Raw genomic sequence first — 17,480 nt, forward strand, 5'->3', positions numbered from 1 at the left:
GCTGATCGCGCCGATCGCGATGGACGAAGGTCTGCGCTTCGCGATCCGTGAAGGCGGCCGTACCGTCGGTGCCGGCGTTGTAGCCAAGATCGTCGAGTAATCGATCGGTCCAGCTACTCCGGGGTGGGCTTTGCCCACCCCGTTCCCCTCTGTAACTCTTTGATTCCACACGATATTCCCCGCTTTTCCCTGCATTTCAAATCCACGTTGACACCCCTGCTCAAGATACATACAATACGCGTCCCCTGATTTCCCGGGGGTAGAGCCGTAATTGCTGTTTAACAATCTTGGAGCTTTGGTCACATGCAGAACCAAAAGATCAGAATACGCTTGAAAGCGTTCGATCATCGCCTGATCGATGCTTCGACTCAGGAGATCGTCGACACGGCAAAGCGTACTGGCGCTCAGGTCCGCGGTCCTATTCCGCTGCCGACTCGCAAAGAGCGTTACACCGTCCTGGTCTCTCCGCACGTGAACAAGGATGCGCGTGATCAGTACGAAATTCGTACTCACAAGCGCATGCTGGATATCGTCGAGCCGACTGAAAAAACCGTTGATGCGTTGATGAAGTTGGACTTGGCGGCAGGTGTGGACGTGCAAATTAGCCTCGGCTAATCGCTGAGTCTCTAATGTAACAGCCCAGGAATGAACTCCGTCAGTCTGACTGACAGCAGTAATTGAGCTGGGCGGCCATAGCGGGTACGAGCCCCATACATAGAGGATAGAAAGAAATGTCAATTGGTCTGATTGGTCGAAAGACTGGTATGACCCGCGTCTTTACCGACGCCGGTGTTTCCGTACCAGTGACCGTCATTGAAGTCGAACCCAATCGGGTTTCGCAAGTTAAGAGCCTGGAAAGCGATGGCTATAACGCAGTTCAGCTGACCGCTGGCAAGCGTCGTGCCAACCGTGTTACCAAGGCGCAAGCGGGCCACTATGCCAAGGCCAACGTTGAAGCGGGTGTCTTCACTCGTGAATTCAGCCTGGTGGACGCCGCTGAAGTGAAAACCGGCGATGAACTGACAGTTGCCCTGTTCGAAGCAGGTCAGCGTGTGGATGTGACCGGATCCTCCAAGGGTAAAGGTTTCGCTGGCGCCGTTAAGCGTCACAACTTCCGCACTCAGGACGCCACCCACGGTAACTCCCTGTCTCACCGTGCCCCAGGCTCCATCGGTCAGTGCCAAACACCGGGCCGTGTCTGGAAAGGCAAGAAGATGGCCGGTCAGATGGGCTCCGAGCGCAAGACTGTCCAATCTCTCGAAATCGTTCGTGTCGACGCTGAGCGCAATCTGCTGCTCATCAAGGGTGCCGTTCCCGGTGCTACCGGCGCGCACATTGTCGTTCAACCCGCGGTTAAAGGCTGAGAGGTAAGCAATGGATATTAATGTTGCAGGTAAAGCCAGCGCCAAGGTTGAAGTGTCCGACGCGACGTTCGGTAAAGAATTCAACGAAGCTCTGGTGCACCAGGTCGTTAATGCCTTTTTGGCCGGTGCCCGCCAGGGTACGCGCGCTCAGAAAAGCCGTTCCGACGTAGCCGGCGGTGGCAAGAAGCCGTGGCGTCAAAAGGGCACCGGTCGCGCCCGTGCCGGTACCATCCGCTCGCCCATCTGGGTTGGCGGTGGCAAAACCTTCGCCGCTCGTCCGCAGGACTGGTCGCAGAAGGTCAACCGCAAGATGTATCGCGGCGCCATGAAATCCATCCTGTCCGAGCTGGTCCGTCAGGATCGACTGGTCGTGGTGGAAGATCTGGCCGTCGATCAACCGAAGACCAAGGCATTCCTGTCCAAAATGAAAGAGTTGGACGTGAGCAACGCCTTGATCGTCGCCGACGAGGTCGATCAAAACCTCTATCTGTCTGCGCGCAATGTGCCGCACATCGAAGTGTCCGATGTAACCGGCGTCAACCCGGTGAATCTGGTGGCTTACGACAAAGTGGTCATCACCGTCGCCGCACTCAAGAAGGTCGAGGAGGTATTGGCATGAACCAGGAACGCGTCTATCAGGTCGTTTTCGGTCCGCATATCTCCGAGAAGGCGACCATCGTAGCGGAAGGCAGTGGCCAGTACGTTTTTCGTGTGGCTAAAGATGCGACTAAGCCTGAAATCAAGAAGGCCGTTGAGCAGCTGTTCGAAGTCAAGGTTCAGTCTGTTCACACGTTGATCCAGAAGGGCAAGGTGAAGCGCACCATGCGTGGCGTCGGTAAGCGTAACGACGTTAAGAAAGCCTATGTTCGTCTGGCCGAAGGCCAAGAAATTGATTTCCTGGCGGCAGAATAAGGTAGGGGTTGCGAACAATGGCTATTGTTAAAGCAAAACCGACGTCAGCAGGGCGTCGCCACGTCACCAAGACTTACAACGCCGAGTTGCACAAGGGCGCGCCCTTCGCACCTCTGGTCGAGAAAAAGTCCAAGACCGGTGGCCGTAACAATCTGGGTCGCATTACCACACGTCACATCGGCGGTGGTCATAAGGCTCATTACCGTAAAGTCGACTTCAAGCGCAACAAAGATGGCATTACCGCCAAGGTTGAGCGCCTGGAGTACGATCCGAACCGGACCGCCAACATCGCTCTGGTGTTGTACGCCGATGGCGAGCGTCGCTACGTTCTGGCGCCGGCGGGTCTGACGGCCGGTGACGAAATCATCTCCGGAGAGCACGCGCCGATTCGTGTGGGTAACACCATGCCGCTGCGCAGCATTCCGGTTGGTTCCGTGATTCACAATATTGAGCTGAAGCCCGGTAAAGGCGGCCAAATGGTCCGTTCCGCCGGTAACTCCGCTCAGCTGGTCGCTCGCGAAGGCACCTATGCCACACTTCGTTTGCGTTCCGGTGAAATGCGTAAGGTATTGGCGGATTGCCGCGCCACCCTGGGTGAAGTGAGCAACTCCGAACACAGCCTGCGCCAATTGGGCAAGGCCGGTGCCTCCCGCTGGCGCGGTGTTCGTCCGACCGTTCGCGGTGTTGTGATGAACCCGGTCGACCACCCGCACGGTGGTGGTGAAGGCAAGACTTCGGGTGGTCGTCATCCGGTCACTCCCTGGGGTGTACCCACCAAGGGCTACAAAACTCGCAAGAACAAGCGTACGACGAAGTATATCGTGCGTCGTCGTTCTTCGAAGTAATCGATTTAAGAGGAAAAGGCTGTGCCACGTTCACTTAAGAAGGGTCCTTTTGTAGACCTTCACTTGATGAAGAAGGTAGAGGCTGCACTGGAAGCCGGTGACAAGCGTCCACTGAAAACCTGGTCGCGTCGCTCCACAATCTTCCCGGAATTCGTCGGGTTGACCTTTGCAGTCCATAATGGCCGTCAACATGTTCCCGTCTATGTCACTGAAGACATGGTAGGTCACAAGTTGGGTGAGTTCGCGCTGACTCGGACGTACAAGGGTCATGCTGCCGACAAAAAGGCTAAGCGGTAAACGAGGGTAGACACTATGGAAACTAAAGCTGTATTGCGCGGTGCGCGATTGTCTGCTCAGAAGGGTCGCTTGGTAGCAGACATGATTCGCGGCAAGTCAGTGGCGGAAGCCCTGGATCTGCTGACATTCAGCCCCAAAAAAGGCGCTGCAATCGTCAAAAAGGTTCTGGAATCGGCCATTGCGAATGCAGAACACAACGACGGGGCAGACGTCGATGAGCTGAAGGTCGCCACCATCTTCGTAGATGAAGGTATGACCATGAAGCGCATCCGTCCGCGTGCCAAAGGCCGTGCTGACCGTATTTTCAAGCGTACGAGTCACATCACGGTCCAGGTTGCCGAGAAATAAGGGGAGAATGACAGATGGGTCAGAAAGTACATCCCACCGGGATCCGACTCGGCATCACTAAAGACCATGGCTCGGTCTGGTATGCCGACTCTCACTCTTACTCCAAGAAGCTGCTGAACGACATCGAAGTTCGCAGCTACCTGGAGAAGAAGCTGGAAAAAGCGTCAGTGAGCAAGATCGTCATCGAGCGTCCTGCGCAAAATGCAAAGATAACCATCCACACCGCCCGTCCCGGTATCGTTATCGGTAAGAAGGGTGAGGATGTCGAGCTGCTGCGTCAGGAAGTCTCCGCGATGATGGGGATTCCGGTACACATCAACATCGAAGAAATCCGCAAGCCTGATCTGGACTCCAAATTGGTAGCCCAGTCGGTCGCCGGTCAGCTGGAGCGTCGCGTCATGTTCCGTCGCGCTATGAAGCGCGTCATGCAGAACGCCATGCGCAACGGCGCCAAGGGTGTCCGTATTCAGGTCAGTGGCCGTTTGGGTGGTGCCGAAATCGCGCGTACCGAATGGTACCTCGAAGGTCGTGTACCTCTGCACACTCTGCGTGCTGACATCGACTACGCCACGGCCGAAGCTCACACCACTTACGGTGTGATCGGCATTAAGGTGTGGATTTTCAAAGGCGAAATCCTGGGTGGTATCGAGCAAGTTCGTGCTCAAGCCAAGGCGCCCAAGAAAAAGGCTTCACGGTAAGGAGTGCGTAGATGCTGCAACCTAAACGTACAAAATTCCGCAAAGTGCAAAAAGGCCGCAACCGCGGTCTGGCCCAACGCGGTAACAAAGTAAGCTTCGGCGAATACGCGCTGAAGGCAACTGGTCGCGGACGCATCACAGCTCGTCAAATCGAAGCTGCGCGTCGTGCAATGACACGCCACATCAAGCGTGGCGGCAAGATCTGGATCCGCGTGTTCCCGGACAAGCCCATTTCCAAGAAACCCTTGGAAGTCCGTATGGGTAAAGGTAAGGGTAACGTCGAATACTGGGTTTCCCAGATTCAGCCCGGCAAGGTCTTGTACGAAATGGAAGGTGTCTCGGAAGAAGTGGCGACGGAAGCTTTCCGTCTGGCCGCTGCCAAACTTCCGGTATCGACCGTTGTGGTTAAACGGCAGGTGATGTGATGAACGCTAAAGATCTTCGTGAAAAATCCGTAGACGAGCTGAACAGCACCCTGTTGGAGTTGCTTCGCGATCAGTTCAAATATCGCATGCAAAAGGCGACTGGTCAGCTGAACCAGACGCATCTGCTGAAGCAAGTCCGCAAGGACATCGCTCGTGTCAAAACTGTGCTGACTCAGAAAGCAGGTGCCTGATTATGTCTGAACAGAATGCCCGTACCGTTACTGGTCAGGTCGTCAGCAATAAGACCGACAAGACCATTACCGTTCGGATCGAACGCCGGGTGACTCACCCGATTTACGGCAAGATCGTAAAGCGTTCGACCAAAATGCATGCGCACGACGCGAACAATGAATGCCAGATCGGCGACACCGTCACTATCGAGGAATGTCGTCCGCTGTCCAAGACCAAGTCTTGGCGCCTGGTAAGCATTGACGAACGTGCGACCACCGTTTAACACCGCCCCGGCGTTTGAGAGGAGTTTGAGAGATGATTCAAACACAAACCGTTCTGGACGTTGCGGATAACAGCGGTGCGAAGCGCGTCCAGTGCATCAAGGTGTTGGGCGGTTCCCACCGTCGCTACGCTCGCATTGGCGACCTGATCAAGATCTCCGTCAAGGAAGCAATTCCGCGCGGCAAGGTCAAGAAAGGTCAAGTGATGAACGCTGTTGTCGTGCGTACTCGCAAGGGCGTACGTCGCCCGGACGGGTCCGTGATCCGTTTCGACACCAACTCGGCTGTTTTGCTGAACAACCAGAACGCACCGATCGGCACCCGGATCTTTGGTCCGGTGACCCGTGAACTGCGTACCGAAAAATTCATGAAAATCATTTCCCTGGCGCCGGAAGTACTGTAAGCCGCAAGGCTTACCGTACGAGACGGTAGCAGGAAGTGGAGTAGAGAATGAATAAATTCAAAAGCGGCGACGAAGTTATTGTCATCGCCGGGAAAGACAAGGGCAATCGCGGCAAGATCACCAAGGTGATCAGCGATTCCAAGCGTGGTCCTCTGTTTGTTGTTTCTGGCGTCAACATGGTCAAGAAGCATCAGAAGCCGAATCCGAACCTGGGTGTCCAGGGCGGTATCGTCGAGAAAGAGGCTCCGATCGCGGCTTCCAACGTAGCCATCTTCAATCCGGAAACCAACAAGGGCGACCGCGTCGGCTTCCAGGTTAAAGATGACGGCTCCAAGGTCCGCATCTTCAAGTCCACGAAGAAAGAAATTGGTGCATAAGGGCGGGATACGACATGTCTAGACTCAAAGAGCTCTATAAAACTGACGTCTTCTCCGCACTCCAGAAAGAGTTCGGGTACGAGAACGTAATGCAAGTCCCGCGCGTCACCAAGATCACCTTGAACATGGGCGTGGGCGAAGCGATCGGCGACAAGAAGCAGATCGACAACGCTGTGGAAAACCTGCAGGCCATTACCGGTCAGAAGCCTCTGATCACCAAGGCCCGCAAGTCCATCGCCGGCTTCAAGATTCGTGAAGGCTGGCCGATCGGCGCCAAAGTGACCCTGCGCGGCGAGCGTATGTGGGAATTCATGGACCGCCTGATCGACATCGCGCTGCCGCGTGTACGTGACTTCCGGGGCATCAACCCCAAGTCCTTCGATGGCCGTGGCAACTACAGCATGGGTGTGAAAGAGCAGATTATCTTCCCTGAAATCGAATACGATAAGGTCGATAAGCTGCGTGGTCTGGATATTACCGTGACCACTACCGCCCGTTCCAATGATGAAGGTCGCGCTCTTCTGAAGGCGCTGAACTTCCCGTTCAAAGGCTAAGGGGACAGGTCATGGCTAAAGAAGGCATGAAGGCGCGCGAACAAAAGCGCATCAAAACCGTCGCCAAGTACGCCGAAAAGCGTGCCAATCTGAAGGCGATCATCAAGGACCCGAACAGCTCCGACGAGCAGGTTTGGGACGCACAACAAGCGCTGCAAAAGCTGCCAAGAGACGCAAGTCCTGTTAGACTGCAGCGCCGTTGTCAAATGACCGGCCGTCCACATGCGGTATACCGCAAGTTCGGCCTGTCACGTATCAAGCTTCGCGAACAGGCCATGCTGGGTCATGTTCCGGGTTTGAAGAAGTCCAGTTGGTAAGCCGAATGGTCCGGGCCGGGGCAAAAGCCCCGGCTACCGCATTCAGCTGCACAGTGAGGAAATTTTAAATGAGCATGCAAGACACACTTGCGGATATGTTTACACGTATCCGTAATGCCCAAACCGCGGGTCATGCTACCGTGAGTCTGCCGTCTTCCAAGCAGAAGGTCGCTGTCGCGTCCGTGCTGAAAGACGAAGGCTTCGTGGATGACTTTTCGGTGGAAGGCGATGTTAAGAAGGTAATGCACATTACTCTGCGTTACTTCGAAGGCAAGCCGGTGATCGAGTCCATCAAGCGCATCTCCCGTCCGGGTCTGCGCCAGTACAAAGGTACCGATGACCTGCCCAAGGTCTCTGGTGGCCTGGGTATCGCCATTGTTTCCACGTCCAAGGGTGTCATGACCGATCGTGCCGCTCGTGCGCAGGGCGTCGGCGGCGAAATCATCTGCGAAGTCTTCTAAAGGAGTGGTTAAACGATGTCTCGAATAGCAAATGCTCCTATTACGGTTCCCGCAGGTGTGGAAGTCAAGCTCGGTAGCGACAAGATTTCGGTCAAGGGCAACAATGGTTCGCTCGAGACCAACCTGCACAACCTGGTTGAGATCAAGCAGGACGGCAATACCCTGACGTTTGCCGCTCGTGATGGCGGTAAGCCTGCTCATGCCATGTCCGGCACCATGCGTGCCCTGGTCAACAACATGGTCGTGGGTGTCACTAAAGGTTTTGAAAAGCGTCTGCAGTTGAACGGTGTTGGTTACCGGGCCAAGGCGTCCGGCAAATCCGTCAACCTGACGGTCGGCTTCTCTCATCCGATCGACTATGCCCTGCCCGACGGCGTTACCGCCGAGACCCCGAGCAACACAGAGATTGTGTTGAAGAGCGCCGACAAGCAGCGCCTGGGTCAAGTGGCTGCCGAAATTCGCGCGTTCCGTCCGCCGGAACCGTATAAAGGCAAGGGTATTCGCTACGCCGACGAGTACGTCCGTCGTAAAGAAGCCAAGAAAAAATAGGGGCATAGGTCATGAACGAAAAGAAAGTATCCCGTTTACGCCGTGCTCGCCGCAGCCGCATCAAGATTCGCGAATTGGGCGTGCATCGTCTGTGTGTAAACCGGTCCAATCAGCACATTTATGCACAAATCATCGCCCCCAATGGCAGCGTCGTCGTAGCTTCGGCTTCGACTCTAGACGAATCGCTGCGTAAGGGCGCGACAAGCAACATCGAAGCCGCCACCAAGGTGGGCGCCCTGATCGCGGAGCGCGCCAAGGCAGCCGGCATCGAAGAGGTGGCCTTTGACCGCTCTGGTTTCAAATACCACGGCCGAGTCAAGGCTTTGGCAGACGCTGCCCGTGAAGGTGGCCTGAAATTCTAAGGTGTGAATGATGGCAAATAACGATCAAGTGCAAGCTGGCGGCGATCTGCAGGAAAAGCTGGTTCAAGTGAACCGGGTCGCCAAAGTAGTTAAAGGCGGTCGAATCTTCGGCTTCACCGCTCTGACCGTTGTCGGCGACGGCAATGGCAAGGTCGGTTTCGGCCGTGGCAAGGCGCGTGAAGTGCCTGTCGCCATCCAGAAAGCCATGGACGCGGCGCGCCGCAACATGGTTCAGGTACATCTGACCGAAGGTACCCTGCAGTATCCGGTCAACGCCCGTCACGGTGCGTCCAAGGTGTACATGCAGCCGGCCTCCGACGGTACCGGTGTCATTGCCGGTGGTGCCATGCGCGCTGTGCTGGAAGTCGCCGGCGTCCAGAACGTACTGGCCAAGTGCTACGGCTCGACCAACCCGGTCAACGTCGTACGCGCCACCGTAAACGGCCTGGCTAAAATGCGTTCACCGGAAGACGTGGCTGCCAAGCGCGGCAAATCCGTTGACGAGATTGTGGGGTAAGCTGCCATGGCGAATAAAACACTGAAAGTTCAGCTGTTCCGCAGCCCCATTGGCACCCAGCCCAAGCACAAGTTGTGCGTCAAGGGTCTGGGTCTGTCCAAGGTGGGCCAGGTGCGTGAACTGGAAGACACACCTTCCGTTCGCGGCATGATCAACAAAGTGAACTATATGGTTCGCGTGGTTGAAGGGTGAGTAAGATGTTTCTGAATACGCTGAGCCCCGCCGAGGGTTCCCACACCGAACGCAGACGCGTCGGTCGTGGTATCGGTTCCGGTCTGGGCAAGACCGGCGGTCGTGGTCACAAGGGTCAGAAGTCCCGCAGTGGCGGCACGGTCAAGCCAGGTTTCGAAGGCGGCCAGATGCCGCTGCAGCGTCGTCTGCCGAAGTTCGGTTTCACCTCGCGGCAGAAGCCGTTCGTGGCCGAAATTCGATTGAACGAACTGGTCAAGGCCGGCAGCGACGTTGTCGACCTGGACGCCCTGAAAAAAGCCGACATCATCGGCCATCAGATCAAGCGTGCCCGCGTCATCCTGTCCGGTGAAATCAGCCAGGCGGTTACCGTCAAGGGTCTGAAAGTCACCAAGGGTGCCAAGGCGGCCATTGAAGCTGCTGGCGGAAAGGTAGAGGAATAATTCTCCATGACCAGACAAGGACTCTCGACCGGATCGCAAGGTGGCCTGGGTGAGCTCTGGGCTCGACTGCGCTTCGTGCTGCTGGCGATCCTGGTCTACCGAATAGGTGCCCACATCCCGGTGCCGGGCATCAACCCGGACAGCCTGGCGGCGTTGTTCGAGCGCAACCAGGACACCATTCTGAGCATGTTCAACATGTTCACCGGGGGTGCCCTGGAACGTATGAGTATCTTCGCCCTCGGCATCATGCCGTACATCTCGGCGTCGATCATCATGCAGCTCCTGACGGTCGTAAGTCCTCAACTGGAACAGCTTAAGAAGGAAGGTGAGGCGGGTCGTCGCAAGATGAGCCAATACACCCGCTACGGCACTCTGGGCCTGGCTCTGATTCAGTCGCTGGCCCTGTCCGCGGGGCTGGTGAGCCAGAATGTGACCTTCACCGCCGGCCCGTCGTTCTACTTCGTGGCTGTGGTGACGTTTACCTGCGGCACCATGTTCCTGATGTGGCTGGGCGAGCAGATCACCGAACGCGGTATCGGCAACGGCATTTCACTGCTGATTTTCGCCGGCATCGTGGCCGGGCTGCCCAGTGCCGTCGGCCAGAGCTTCGAGAGCGCCCGTCAGGGTGAACTCAGCATCATCGCGCTGTTGCTGATCGGTCTGGTGGCGATTGGCGTGGTTGCGTTCATTGTCTTCATTGAACGTGGTCAACGTCGCATCACCATCAACTATGCCAAGCGTCAGCAGGGCCGTAAGGTGTTTCAGGCCCAAAGCAGCCATCTGCCGTTGAAGATCAACATGGCGGGTGTGATTCCGGCGATTTTCGCGTCCAGCTTGCTGCTGTTCCCGGCGTCGCTCGGAAACTGGTTTGGCAGCGGTGAGAGCATGGGGTGGCTGCAGGACATTGCTCTGTTGCTCAGCCCGGGCCAGCCGCTGTACATCCTGTTGTTCGCGGTTGCGATTATCTTCTTCTGCTACTTCTACACCGCTGTAACCTTCAATCCGAAGGATGTGGCCGAAAACCTGAAGCGCTCCGGCGCCTTCATACCGGGCATCCGCCCGGGTGAGCAGACCTCCCGTTATATCGACGGTGTGTCCGCTCGGCTGACCTTCTTCGGTGCGATCTACATTACAGCGGTGTCCTTGCTGCCCCAGGCGCTGGTGATCGCCGCCAATGTACCTTTCTACTTTGGTGGTACCTCCCTGCTGATCGTGGTGGTGGTTGTGATGGACTTTATGGCTCAGGTGCAATCCCACCTGATGTCACACCAGTACTCGTCGCTGATGAAGAAGGCCAATCTCAAGTCGATTGGCAACTGACAGCGGCGCCCCTGGTGTCTACCGGTATTTGGAGTGAAGCATGAAAGTACGTGCGTCAGTCAAGAAAATCTGCCGTAACTGCAAGATTATCCGCCGAAACGGCGCTGTGCGTGTGATCTGTACCGATCCCAAGCACAAGCAACGCCAAGGCTAACGGTGATCGCAAACGGTTGAGGTGGCGCCTGGCTTCCACGGGTTGATTTTGTGGAAGCCAGGCGCTATTATCTCGCGCCCCTATTTTGGGGGTTCATTAATAGGGCCGGCCGGCTCTATTAAAGGTTAAGCCTTTTTAAGGTTAAAAAACGGAGTAAATTGAATGGCCCGTATAGCAGGCGTCAATATTCCCGACAACAAGCATGCGGTGATCTCTCTGACCTACATCTATGGTGTTGGTCACACCACTGCTAGTGACATCTGTGCCGCGGTTGGGGTTGAACCCACGACTAAGGTCAAGGATCTGTCCGACGAAAACCTGGACGCGATCCGTACCGAAGTCGGCAAGCACACCGTCGAAGGTGACTTGCGTCGTGAGATCCAGATGAACATCAAGCGGTTGATGGATCTGGGCTGCTTCCGTGGCATCCGCCACCGTCGTAGCTTGCCTTTGCGTGGACAGCGTACCAAGACGAACGCCCGTACCCGTAAAGGTCCCCGCAAGCCGATCAAACGCTAAGTTTGGTTTATTGACAACAGTTTTTGCATAGGAAATCGAAGATGGCAAAGCCAGGTACGAACCGGTCGCGCAAAAAGGTGAAAAAGCAGGTCGCGGATGGCATCGCGCACATTCACGCCTCTTTTAACAACACCATCGTGACCTTGACGGACCGCCAAGGCAACACCCTGAGTTGGGCGACTGCCGGTGGCTCCGGTTTCCGTGGATCTCGTAAGAGCACCCCTTTCGCAGCACAGATCGCCGCCGAGCGCGCCGGTACCGCTGCACAGGAATATGGTCTGAAGAATCTGGACGTAGAGGTCAAAGGACCGGGTCCGGGTCGCGAGTCCGCGGTACGAGCATTGAACGCGTGTGGCTATCGAATCAGCAATATTACCGATGTGACGCCTATTCCGCACAACGGTTGCCGCCCGCCCAAGAAGCGCCGCGTTTAAAAGAGGAGACAGAGATTCATGGCACGTTATATTGGTCCGAAGTGTAAGCTGTCTCGTCGTGAAGGCACAGACCTGTTCCTGAAGAGTGGGGTGCGTGCACTCGACTCCAAGTGCAAGGCCGAAACGCCGCCGGGTGTACACGGCGCACGTCGCGGACGTCTGTCTGATTACGGTGTTCAGCTGCGCGAGAAGCAGAAAGTCCGTCGTATGTACGGCATTCTGGAAAAGCAGTTCCGTAACTATTACAAAGAAGCCGCCCGTCTGAAGGGCGCAACCGGTGAAAACCTGTTGCAGCTTCTGGAAACCCGTCTGGACAACGTGGTCTACCGCATGGGCTTCGGTTCCACCCGTTCCGAAAGCCGCCAGCTGGTATCCCACAAGGCGATCCTGGTCAACGGCGCGACGGTCAACATTCCGTCCTACCAGGTCAAGCCGGGTGATGTCGTGGCCGTACGTGAAAAAAGCAAGAACCAGCTGCGCATTCAAAGCGCACTGGACATCGCTGCTCAGCGTGCGCCTGTCTCCTGGGTTGAAGTTGATGCCAAGGCTAAAGAAGGCAAGTTCGTGGCCAAGCCCGAGCGTTCCGACCTGAGCCAGGAAATCAACGAAAACCTGATCGTGGAATTGTACTCCAAGTAATCTCACTGCAAATTAGGGGCATCTATGCAGCGTTCAGCCAACGACTTTTTGACGCCACGTCATATCGATGTGCAGGAAATCAGCGCCAACCGGGCCAAGATCACGCTCGAGCCGCTTGAGCGCGGTTTCGGGCACACTCTGGGCAACGCGCTGCGCCGTATTCTGCTGTCGTCCATGCCGGGCGCCGCAATCACCGAAGTTGAAATCGACGGTGTGTTGCATGAATACAGCACGATCGAAGGGGTGCAGGAAGACGTTCAGGAAATCCTGCTGAACCTGAAAGACGTAGCGATCAAGCTGTTCGACCGTGACGAAGTATCGCTGACGCTCAGCAAGAGCGGCGCCGGTACCCTGACCGCGGGCGATATCCAGCTGGATCATGGCGTGGAAGTCGCCAATCCGGATCACATCATCGCGCACCTCGGTGCCAACGCCGATGTGAACATGTCGCTGCGTGTGACCACCGGTCGTGGTTATGTCCCTGCGGAAGCCCGCAGCAGTGCGGAAGACGAGAGTAAACCCATCGGTAAACTGCAGTTGGATGCCACCTACAGCCCGGTCGTTCGCGTTGCCTACAGCGTTGATAACGCGCGTGTCGAGCAGCGTACCGACCTGGACAAGCTGGTGATTGAACTGGAAACGAAGGGCACGCTGGACCCCGAAGAGGCGATCCGCCGTGCGGCCACGATCCTGCAGCAGCAGGTCGCGGCCTTCGTTGATCTCGATCATCAAGCCGAAAGCGAGCCAGAGAAGGAAGAAGACAAGATCGATCCTATCCTGCTGCGCCCGGTCGATGATCTGGAACTGACGGTCCGTTCGGCGAATTGTCTGAAAGCGGAGAACATCTACTACATCGGTGACCTGATCCAGCGCACCGAAGTGGAACTGCTGAAGACTCCGAACCTGGGCAAGAAGTCTCTGACCGAGATCAAAGACGTTCTGGCATCCAAGGGGCTGTCTCTGGGCATGGTGCTCGAGAACTGGCCACCTGCAAGTTTGAAGAATGACGATAAGGTTCTTTCGTAACCTTATATCCGGCTGGTAAGGAATGTAACAATGCGTCATCGTAAAAGTGGTCGTCACTTAAACCGTACCAGTGCTCACCGCAAGGCCATGTTTCAGAACATGTGCAACTCCTTGTTCGAGCACGAAGTGATCAAAACGACCTTGCCAAAGGCAAAAGAGTTGCGTCGTTTCGCCGAACCCCTGATCACCTTGGCTAAGGATGATTCCGTAGCCAATCGTCGTCTGGCGTTCGACCGCACACGCTCCAAAGAAGCTGTTGGCAAGCTGTTCAACGAACTGGGCCCGCGCTACCAGGAACGTCCGGGTGGTTACCTGCGCGTCCTCAAGTGCGGCTTCCGTGCCGGCGACAACGCCCCTATGGCGATCGTCGAGCTGGTTGACCGTCCGGTTGAAGAGATGGACGAAGCCGCCGAAGGCTAAGTTCCGCTCTTGAGCATCTGTATAAAAGCCGCCTTCGGGCGGCTTTTTGCGTTTACAGTGGGCCGGATTCAATGTCTCGGCCGCTCACCCGTCAAAAACGCCGATAGCCTCGCTTCCGGGTCACTGGAAGCCCAAAAGAACACCTTGCCACCCCCATCTCGGTCCATCAGCGGATTGCCAAGCCCGACACAGGCTTTATTCTAGGTCTCAGTGGTTAACAACAACGAACAACAGACCGAGAGATTCCATGAGCATCCTCTATACACCGAGCGAAGCCCGCAAGGCGGCTTCACAGTTGGCGGCATTCGCCCAGCGCATCAGTGACAAAACGGGTCGGACGTTTTCCAGTTATCCCGAATTGCAGCAGTGGTCCGTCAGCGACATCCAGACTTTCTGGCGCGAGCTCTGGGATTTTGCCGGCATCGTCGGCGAGCCGGGCGAGGTTGTCCTCGCCGACCGGAGTCTGCCGGGAGCGAGCTGGTTTCCCGAGGCGCGCCTGAATTTCAGCGAAAACCTGCTTGCCCGCGGCCGGGACGGGGACGTCGCATTGATCGGCCTGTCCGAATCGCGCTCCGAGTCGGAGTGGACGTACGCGAACCTCAAGCGCGCCGTGGCGCGCCTGGCGGGGTACCTGAAGCATGAATGCGACGTCAAACCGGGAGACCGGGTCGCCGCTTACCTGGGGAACACGCCCGAGGCGATCATCGGGATGCTCGCCGCCAGCCGCATCGGCGCCGTCTGGACCTCGGCTTCACCGGACTTCGGTTTTGAAGGCGTCCTCGACCGCTTCGGTCAGGTCGAGCCCAAGGTAGTCATCGTCGGTAACGGGTACGGCTATGGTGGCAAGTACCATGAACGCGGCTCGGTCATCCGGTCGCTGCAGGATGCCATGCCGGCCGTCGGCCGCTGGATCGCCGTCGATACCCTGCCAAGCGCCGACCTGCCGGGCGGCTGTGAGCCCTGGCAGGGCATACTCGACACCGAATGGCCGGACGCGCCGCCCGAAGCCTTGCCGTTCGACCATCCGCTCTACATCCTGTACTCCTCCGGCACCACCGGCAAACCCAAGTGCATCGTCCATGGCGCCGGGGGCACCCTGTTGCAGCACTGCAAGGAATTGATGCTGCACGGCGACATCAAGCAGGATTCCGTCTTCTTCTACTTCACCACCACCGGATGGATGATGTGGAACTGGCTGGCCTCCGGTCTCGTAACCGGCGCCACCCTGGTGTTGTTCGACGGCAACCCCATGTATCCGGGTCCCGATGTCCTCTGGCGCGAAGCCGGCCGGCTGGGCATCACCCACTTCGGTACCAGCGCGAAGTACATCAGTGCGTGTCGTAAACGGGACCTAACCCCCGGGAATACATTCAACCTAGCGCCGCTGGAAACCCTATTTTCCACCGGCTCGCCGCTCGCCCCCGAAGACTTCGATTGGGTCTACCAGGCGATCAAGCCCGACGTCAGCCTGCAGTCCATTTCCGGCGGCACCGACATCGTCTCCTGTTTCGTCGGCGGCAACCCCTGGTCGCCGGTCGTGCGCGGCAAGATCCAGGGCGCCAACCTGGGCATGGACGTACAGGCCTGGAACGAGGACGGCCGGCCGGTCGTGGGCGAGCGGGGTGAGCTTGTCTGCGCCCAACCCGCGCCGTGCATGCCGATCTACTTCTGGAACGATCCGAACGGTGAGCGCTACCGGTCGGCTTATTTCGACCGTTTTCCCGGCGTCTGGGCGCACGGTGACTTTATCGAATTCGACGAGGACGGCCAGGCAATCATTCACGGTCGCAGCGACACCACCCTGAATCCGGGCGGTGTGCGGATCGGCACGGCGGAGATCTATCGTCAGGTGGAGACACTGGAAGCCATTCAGGACTCGCTGGTGGTCGGTAAGCCGGTCAAGAACGATGTCCAGGTCATCCTGTTCGTGCAACTGGCCGAGGGCGAGACACTGACCGGCGAACTCAAGGACCGTATCCGCAAGCGTATTCGCGAGAACACCACACCGCGCCACGTCCCCGCCGATATTGTCCAGGTGCCGTCCGTGCCCTACACCCGCTCGGGCAAGAAGGTCGAGCTGGCGGTCACCCAGATCCTCCGCGGCGAGGAGCCTCGCAATTTGACAGCGTTGGCGAATCCCGAAAGTCTGGAGGCCTACCGGGTGTATGCTTCCGGTTAGGGTCGCTTAAGTGCCAGCAATCCATGTACGGTGGCATTGTATGCTTCCTGGTGGCTTAGCCCTATGAAGTGCCAGGAACCCGGGCCAGGGATGGTGCGCGCTCTTCCGGGGGCCGCTGTGAACCCTTCCATGGGCGCTTAGCTTCGGCATCCATGCCTCAGATACCCCCTCCAGAGCACCCACCATCCCTGGACCTGGCCAAAGTGCTTCATACGCTATATAACATTGGTATATTCAGCTCCTGTGTCTCTCGCATGTACGCCCGTAGGGTGGGCACCGCCCACCAGGGGAGGATAACTAGTCTAAGTTGTAGCGCACATTTTTAGTCGTGTTTAAAGCTTATATGACATAACGTGAGAACGATGAGCACAAGAGGTTGCGCCTCTGGCGGCATCCATTACTAGTCGATTTCTCATGGTGGGCAGTGCCCATATTTGTATCTGCTGGCAAGGTAAGCTGAGCATTGGTTTTTGGGGTAAGAGGCACTTGGTCTAGGTCCAGGGATAGTGGGTGCTCTGGAAGGGACATCTGAGCCATGGACTGGAGCGCCAGCCCGGACCGAAGTTAAGCCTACATGGATGTATTCACGGCGGTCCCTGGAAGAGCGCGCACTATCCCTGGACCAGGTTCCCGGCACAACATACAGCCTAGCCACCAGACAGCATACCCGGCCACCAGACACCTATTCCTCGTCACAAAATTGAACCGTGGCACTAGGGAACCAAGCACCGGCACCAAGCCATCAACCATGGAAAGTCGAACGATAGACGACCGTCAGTATCCTATCCCTATACTTTGAGGATTCTCCTTTTCCCCCCGCCGTAACCCCCCTAGAGTGGCGCTGTCCGTCACCCACAGGGAGTCAAACGAACATGGTCCAGTCAGCTATCGCACACGTTTTCGAATTCATCAGCCAGAACCGCGGCTACCGCGCCAACATGGGCGTCGTCGTTTCCAAGGCCGCTCAGCAAACCGTTCTTTGCTGGGGTGCCGTGAAAGGCAGCGATTTTTACGTGCCCGAGTTGGAAGGTTTTCAGCGTCGCTGGCCGGACGCGGTCTGGATTCCGCTGTCCGAGCAACAGGCGCAGTTGTTTGACCACGCCTGGGAGCAACAGCGCCCGGAAAGTTCACCGAGTCACCGGAGTTTCATGCATTGAGTGAAACCCCGTCCCATGGGAAATGAAGGTACCGTTTTAATGCCCGGCCTTTTGGCCTGCTGAGCAGTCCTCGTGTCGGCGGAGGTTAAACGCCGTCGGAAAGCCGCGCTTTCGTTGGA

Annotated in this window: 31 protein-coding genes; all 31 read left to right on the plus strand. The window is 57.0% G+C overall.

The window, feature by feature from the left end:
- Window positions 1-100 (plus strand): EF-Tu C-terminal domain-related protein (locus tag IE111_RS19000; protein WP_489753157.1); only part of this gene is annotated, 100 nt, incomplete at its 5' end.
- A 203-nt stretch (window positions 101-303) separates the two neighbouring features.
- A complete protein-coding gene (gene rpsJ / locus IE111_RS19005) occupies window positions 304-615 on the plus strand; it encodes a 30S ribosomal protein S10 (protein ID WP_108126639.1) in 312 nt (103 codons plus the stop codon).
- A gap of 116 nt (window positions 616-731) precedes the next feature.
- A complete protein-coding gene (rplC, locus tag IE111_RS19010; RefSeq protein ID WP_189611766.1) occupies window positions 732-1,364 on the plus strand; it encodes a 50S ribosomal protein L3 in 633 nt (210 codons plus the stop codon).
- A gap of 10 nt (window positions 1,365-1,374) precedes the next feature.
- Window positions 1,375-1,983: a 50S ribosomal protein L4 gene (rplD, locus tag IE111_RS19015; protein ID WP_189611768.1), complete on the plus strand. Its 609-nt coding sequence runs from the start codon at window positions 1,375-1,377 to the stop codon at window positions 1,981-1,983.
- Window positions 1,980-2,276 carry a 50S ribosomal protein L23 gene (rplW, locus tag IE111_RS19020; RefSeq protein ID WP_189611770.1) on the plus strand — a complete coding sequence of 99 codons (297 nt, stop codon included), beginning with the start codon at window positions 1,980-1,982 and terminating at the stop codon, window positions 2,274-2,276. The genes rplD and rplW overlap by 4 nt, the downstream gene beginning before the upstream one ends.
- Before the next feature lie 17 nt (window positions 2,277-2,293).
- On the plus strand, window positions 2,294-3,121 hold the full coding sequence (gene rplB / locus IE111_RS19025; protein ID WP_189611771.1) for a 50S ribosomal protein L2: 828 nt from the start codon (window positions 2,294-2,296) through the stop codon (window positions 3,119-3,121).
- A gap of 21 nt (window positions 3,122-3,142) precedes the next feature.
- Complete coding sequence (gene rpsS / locus IE111_RS19030; protein WP_189611773.1) at window positions 3,143-3,418, plus strand: 30S ribosomal protein S19; 276 nt, start codon at window positions 3,143-3,145, stop codon at window positions 3,416-3,418.
- 15 nt (window positions 3,419-3,433) lie between these two features.
- A complete protein-coding gene (gene rplV / locus IE111_RS19035; RefSeq protein WP_189611775.1) occupies window positions 3,434-3,766 on the plus strand; it encodes a 50S ribosomal protein L22 in 333 nt (110 codons plus the stop codon).
- Between the two features lie 14 nt (window positions 3,767-3,780).
- Window positions 3,781-4,464, plus strand: coding sequence for a 30S ribosomal protein S3 (gene rpsC / locus IE111_RS19040; RefSeq protein ID WP_189611777.1), 684 nt, complete (start codon window positions 3,781-3,783; stop codon window positions 4,462-4,464).
- An 11-nt stretch (window positions 4,465-4,475) separates the two neighbouring features.
- Window positions 4,476-4,889: a 50S ribosomal protein L16 gene (gene rplP, locus IE111_RS19045; protein ID WP_189611779.1), complete on the plus strand. Its 414-nt coding sequence runs from the start codon at window positions 4,476-4,478 to the stop codon at window positions 4,887-4,889.
- Entirely contained in the window at window positions 4,889-5,080 is a 192-nt protein-coding gene (gene rpmC / locus IE111_RS19050; protein ID WP_189611782.1) for a 50S ribosomal protein L29, read from the plus strand. Before rplP ends, rpmC begins: the two co-directional genes overlap by 1 nt.
- Window positions 5,081-5,082: 2 nt before the next feature.
- Window positions 5,083-5,343 carry a 30S ribosomal protein S17 gene (gene rpsQ / locus IE111_RS19055; RefSeq protein WP_373300941.1) on the plus strand — a complete coding sequence of 87 codons (261 nt, stop codon included), beginning with the start codon at window positions 5,083-5,085 and terminating at the stop codon, window positions 5,341-5,343.
- A gap of 32 nt (window positions 5,344-5,375) precedes the next feature.
- The gene (gene rplN / locus IE111_RS19060) at window positions 5,376-5,744 is read left to right on the plus strand and encodes a 50S ribosomal protein L14 (RefSeq protein ID WP_189611784.1); all 369 of its coding nucleotides are present in this window, start codon (window positions 5,376-5,378) and stop codon (window positions 5,742-5,744) included.
- Window positions 5,745-5,791: 47 nt separating this feature from the next.
- Window positions 5,792-6,121, plus strand: a complete 330-nt coding sequence (rplX, locus tag IE111_RS19065; RefSeq protein WP_189611787.1) for a 50S ribosomal protein L24 — start codon at window positions 5,792-5,794, stop codon at window positions 6,119-6,121.
- A 14-nt stretch (window positions 6,122-6,135) separates the two neighbouring features.
- Entirely contained in the window at window positions 6,136-6,675 is a 540-nt protein-coding gene (rplE, locus tag IE111_RS19070) for a 50S ribosomal protein L5 (protein WP_189611788.1), read from the plus strand.
- An 11-nt stretch (window positions 6,676-6,686) separates the two neighbouring features.
- Window positions 6,687-6,992 carry a 30S ribosomal protein S14 gene (gene rpsN / locus IE111_RS19075; protein WP_189611790.1) on the plus strand — a complete coding sequence of 102 codons (306 nt, stop codon included), beginning with the start codon at window positions 6,687-6,689 and terminating at the stop codon, window positions 6,990-6,992.
- A 68-nt stretch (window positions 6,993-7,060) separates the two neighbouring features.
- Window positions 7,061-7,453: a 30S ribosomal protein S8 gene (gene rpsH / locus IE111_RS19080; RefSeq protein ID WP_189611793.1), complete on the plus strand. Its 393-nt coding sequence runs from the start codon at window positions 7,061-7,063 to the stop codon at window positions 7,451-7,453.
- Window positions 7,454-7,468: 15 nt separating this feature from the next.
- Window positions 7,469-8,002, plus strand: a complete 534-nt coding sequence (gene rplF, locus IE111_RS19085; protein ID WP_189611794.1) for a 50S ribosomal protein L6 — start codon at window positions 7,469-7,471, stop codon at window positions 8,000-8,002.
- Window positions 8,003-8,013: 11 nt separating this feature from the next.
- On the plus strand, window positions 8,014-8,364 hold the full coding sequence (gene rplR, locus IE111_RS19090; RefSeq protein WP_189611797.1) for a 50S ribosomal protein L18: 351 nt from the start codon (window positions 8,014-8,016) through the stop codon (window positions 8,362-8,364).
- Window positions 8,365-8,374: 10 nt separating this feature from the next.
- Window positions 8,375-8,881 carry a 30S ribosomal protein S5 gene (gene rpsE, locus IE111_RS19095; RefSeq protein WP_189611798.1) on the plus strand — a complete coding sequence of 169 codons (507 nt, stop codon included), beginning with the start codon at window positions 8,375-8,377 and terminating at the stop codon, window positions 8,879-8,881.
- 6 nt (window positions 8,882-8,887) lie between these two features.
- The gene (rpmD, locus tag IE111_RS19100; protein WP_189611800.1) at window positions 8,888-9,073 is read left to right on the plus strand and encodes a 50S ribosomal protein L30; all 186 of its coding nucleotides are present in this window, start codon (window positions 8,888-8,890) and stop codon (window positions 9,071-9,073) included.
- A 5-nt stretch (window positions 9,074-9,078) separates the two neighbouring features.
- A complete protein-coding gene (rplO, locus tag IE111_RS19105; RefSeq protein WP_189611802.1) occupies window positions 9,079-9,513 on the plus strand; it encodes a 50S ribosomal protein L15 in 435 nt (144 codons plus the stop codon).
- A 6-nt stretch (window positions 9,514-9,519) separates the two neighbouring features.
- Window positions 9,520-10,833, plus strand: coding sequence for a preprotein translocase subunit SecY (secY, locus tag IE111_RS19110; RefSeq protein ID WP_189611804.1), 1,314 nt, complete (start codon window positions 9,520-9,522; stop codon window positions 10,831-10,833).
- A 40-nt stretch (window positions 10,834-10,873) separates the two neighbouring features.
- The gene (rpmJ, locus tag IE111_RS19115) at window positions 10,874-10,987 is read left to right on the plus strand and encodes a 50S ribosomal protein L36 (protein ID WP_084649374.1); all 114 of its coding nucleotides are present in this window, start codon (window positions 10,874-10,876) and stop codon (window positions 10,985-10,987) included.
- A 162-nt stretch (window positions 10,988-11,149) separates the two neighbouring features.
- On the plus strand, window positions 11,150-11,506 hold the full coding sequence (gene rpsM, locus IE111_RS19120) for a 30S ribosomal protein S13 (RefSeq protein ID WP_189611806.1): 357 nt from the start codon (window positions 11,150-11,152) through the stop codon (window positions 11,504-11,506).
- Between the two features lie 41 nt (window positions 11,507-11,547).
- Window positions 11,548-11,940: a 30S ribosomal protein S11 gene (gene rpsK, locus IE111_RS19125; protein WP_189611808.1), complete on the plus strand. Its 393-nt coding sequence runs from the start codon at window positions 11,548-11,550 to the stop codon at window positions 11,938-11,940.
- Between the two features lie 18 nt (window positions 11,941-11,958).
- Window positions 11,959-12,579, plus strand: a complete 621-nt coding sequence (gene rpsD / locus IE111_RS19130) for a 30S ribosomal protein S4 (RefSeq protein ID WP_189611810.1) — start codon at window positions 11,959-11,961, stop codon at window positions 12,577-12,579.
- 24 nt (window positions 12,580-12,603) lie between these two features.
- Entirely contained in the window at window positions 12,604-13,605 is a 1,002-nt protein-coding gene (locus tag IE111_RS19135; RefSeq protein WP_189611812.1) for a DNA-directed RNA polymerase subunit alpha, read from the plus strand.
- 30 nt (window positions 13,606-13,635) lie between these two features.
- On the plus strand, window positions 13,636-14,025 hold the full coding sequence (gene rplQ / locus IE111_RS19140) for a 50S ribosomal protein L17 (RefSeq protein WP_189611814.1): 390 nt from the start codon (window positions 13,636-13,638) through the stop codon (window positions 14,023-14,025).
- Window positions 14,026-14,272: 247 nt separating this feature from the next.
- Window positions 14,273-16,204, plus strand: coding sequence for an acetoacetate--CoA ligase (locus IE111_RS19145; RefSeq protein WP_189611816.1), 1,932 nt, complete (start codon window positions 14,273-14,275; stop codon window positions 16,202-16,204).
- Between the two features lie 872 nt (window positions 16,205-17,076).
- The gene (locus IE111_RS19150; protein WP_189611817.1) at window positions 17,077-17,361 is read left to right on the plus strand and encodes a hypothetical protein; all 285 of its coding nucleotides are present in this window, start codon (window positions 17,077-17,079) and stop codon (window positions 17,359-17,361) included.
- Window positions 17,362-17,480: the final 119 nt, after the last annotated feature.

Origin of the sequence: Saccharospirillum salsuginis (assembly GCF_014651855.1) — a bacterium.
In the GTDB taxonomy this organism is placed as follows: Bacteria; Pseudomonadota; Gammaproteobacteria; order Pseudomonadales; family Natronospirillaceae; genus Saccharospirillum; species Saccharospirillum salsuginis.

What these genes read in the sequence shown, in the direction of transcription:
- rpsJ (WP_108126639.1), top strand. Translation starts at nt 304, where the DNA reads ATGCAGAACCAAAAGATCAGAATACGCTTGAAAGCGTTCGATCATCGC.
- rplC (WP_189611766.1), top strand. Translation starts at nt 732, where the DNA reads ATGTCAATTGGTCTGATTGGTCGAAAGACTGGTATGACCCGCGTCTTT.
- rplD (WP_189611768.1), top strand. Translation starts at nt 1,375, where the DNA reads ATGGATATTAATGTTGCAGGTAAAGCCAGCGCCAAGGTTGAAGTGTCC.
- rplW (WP_189611770.1), top strand. Translation starts at nt 1,980, where the DNA reads ATGAACCAGGAACGCGTCTATCAGGTCGTTTTCGGTCCGCATATCTCC.
- rplB (WP_189611771.1), top strand. Translation starts at nt 2,294, where the DNA reads ATGGCTATTGTTAAAGCAAAACCGACGTCAGCAGGGCGTCGCCACGTC.
- rplV (WP_189611775.1), top strand. Translation starts at nt 3,434, where the DNA reads ATGGAAACTAAAGCTGTATTGCGCGGTGCGCGATTGTCTGCTCAGAAG.
- rpsC (WP_189611777.1), top strand. Translation starts at nt 3,781, where the DNA reads ATGGGTCAGAAAGTACATCCCACCGGGATCCGACTCGGCATCACTAAA.
- rplP (WP_189611779.1), top strand. Translation starts at nt 4,476, where the DNA reads ATGCTGCAACCTAAACGTACAAAATTCCGCAAAGTGCAAAAAGGCCGC.
- rpmC (WP_189611782.1), top strand. Translation starts at nt 4,889, where the DNA reads ATGAACGCTAAAGATCTTCGTGAAAAATCCGTAGACGAGCTGAACAGC.
- rpsQ (WP_373300941.1), top strand. Translation starts at nt 5,083, where the DNA reads ATGTCTGAACAGAATGCCCGTACCGTTACTGGTCAGGTCGTCAGCAAT.
- rplN (WP_189611784.1), top strand. Translation starts at nt 5,376, where the DNA reads ATGATTCAAACACAAACCGTTCTGGACGTTGCGGATAACAGCGGTGCG.
- rplX (WP_189611787.1), top strand. Translation starts at nt 5,792, where the DNA reads ATGAATAAATTCAAAAGCGGCGACGAAGTTATTGTCATCGCCGGGAAA.
- rplE (WP_189611788.1), top strand. Translation starts at nt 6,136, where the DNA reads ATGTCTAGACTCAAAGAGCTCTATAAAACTGACGTCTTCTCCGCACTC.
- rpsN (WP_189611790.1), top strand. Translation starts at nt 6,687, where the DNA reads ATGGCTAAAGAAGGCATGAAGGCGCGCGAACAAAAGCGCATCAAAACC.
- rpsH (WP_189611793.1), top strand. Translation starts at nt 7,061, where the DNA reads ATGAGCATGCAAGACACACTTGCGGATATGTTTACACGTATCCGTAAT.
- rplF (WP_189611794.1), top strand. Translation starts at nt 7,469, where the DNA reads ATGTCTCGAATAGCAAATGCTCCTATTACGGTTCCCGCAGGTGTGGAA.
- rplR (WP_189611797.1), top strand. Translation starts at nt 8,014, where the DNA reads ATGAACGAAAAGAAAGTATCCCGTTTACGCCGTGCTCGCCGCAGCCGC.
- rpsE (WP_189611798.1), top strand. Translation starts at nt 8,375, where the DNA reads ATGGCAAATAACGATCAAGTGCAAGCTGGCGGCGATCTGCAGGAAAAG.
- rpmD (WP_189611800.1), top strand. Translation starts at nt 8,888, where the DNA reads ATGGCGAATAAAACACTGAAAGTTCAGCTGTTCCGCAGCCCCATTGGC.
- rplO (WP_189611802.1), top strand. Translation starts at nt 9,079, where the DNA reads ATGTTTCTGAATACGCTGAGCCCCGCCGAGGGTTCCCACACCGAACGC.
- secY (WP_189611804.1), top strand. Translation starts at nt 9,520, where the DNA reads ATGACCAGACAAGGACTCTCGACCGGATCGCAAGGTGGCCTGGGTGAG.
- rpmJ (WP_084649374.1), top strand. Translation starts at nt 10,874, where the DNA reads ATGAAAGTACGTGCGTCAGTCAAGAAAATCTGCCGTAACTGCAAGATT.
- rpsM (WP_189611806.1), top strand. Translation starts at nt 11,150, where the DNA reads ATGGCCCGTATAGCAGGCGTCAATATTCCCGACAACAAGCATGCGGTG.
- rpsK (WP_189611808.1), top strand. Translation starts at nt 11,548, where the DNA reads ATGGCAAAGCCAGGTACGAACCGGTCGCGCAAAAAGGTGAAAAAGCAG.
- rpsD (WP_189611810.1), top strand. Translation starts at nt 11,959, where the DNA reads ATGGCACGTTATATTGGTCCGAAGTGTAAGCTGTCTCGTCGTGAAGGC.
- IE111_RS19135 (WP_189611812.1), top strand. Translation starts at nt 12,604, where the DNA reads ATGCAGCGTTCAGCCAACGACTTTTTGACGCCACGTCATATCGATGTG.
- rplQ (WP_189611814.1), top strand. Translation starts at nt 13,636, where the DNA reads ATGCGTCATCGTAAAAGTGGTCGTCACTTAAACCGTACCAGTGCTCAC.
- IE111_RS19145 (WP_189611816.1), top strand. Translation starts at nt 14,273, where the DNA reads ATGAGCATCCTCTATACACCGAGCGAAGCCCGCAAGGCGGCTTCACAG.
- IE111_RS19150 (WP_189611817.1), top strand. Translation starts at nt 17,077, where the DNA reads ATGGTCCAGTCAGCTATCGCACACGTTTTCGAATTCATCAGCCAGAAC.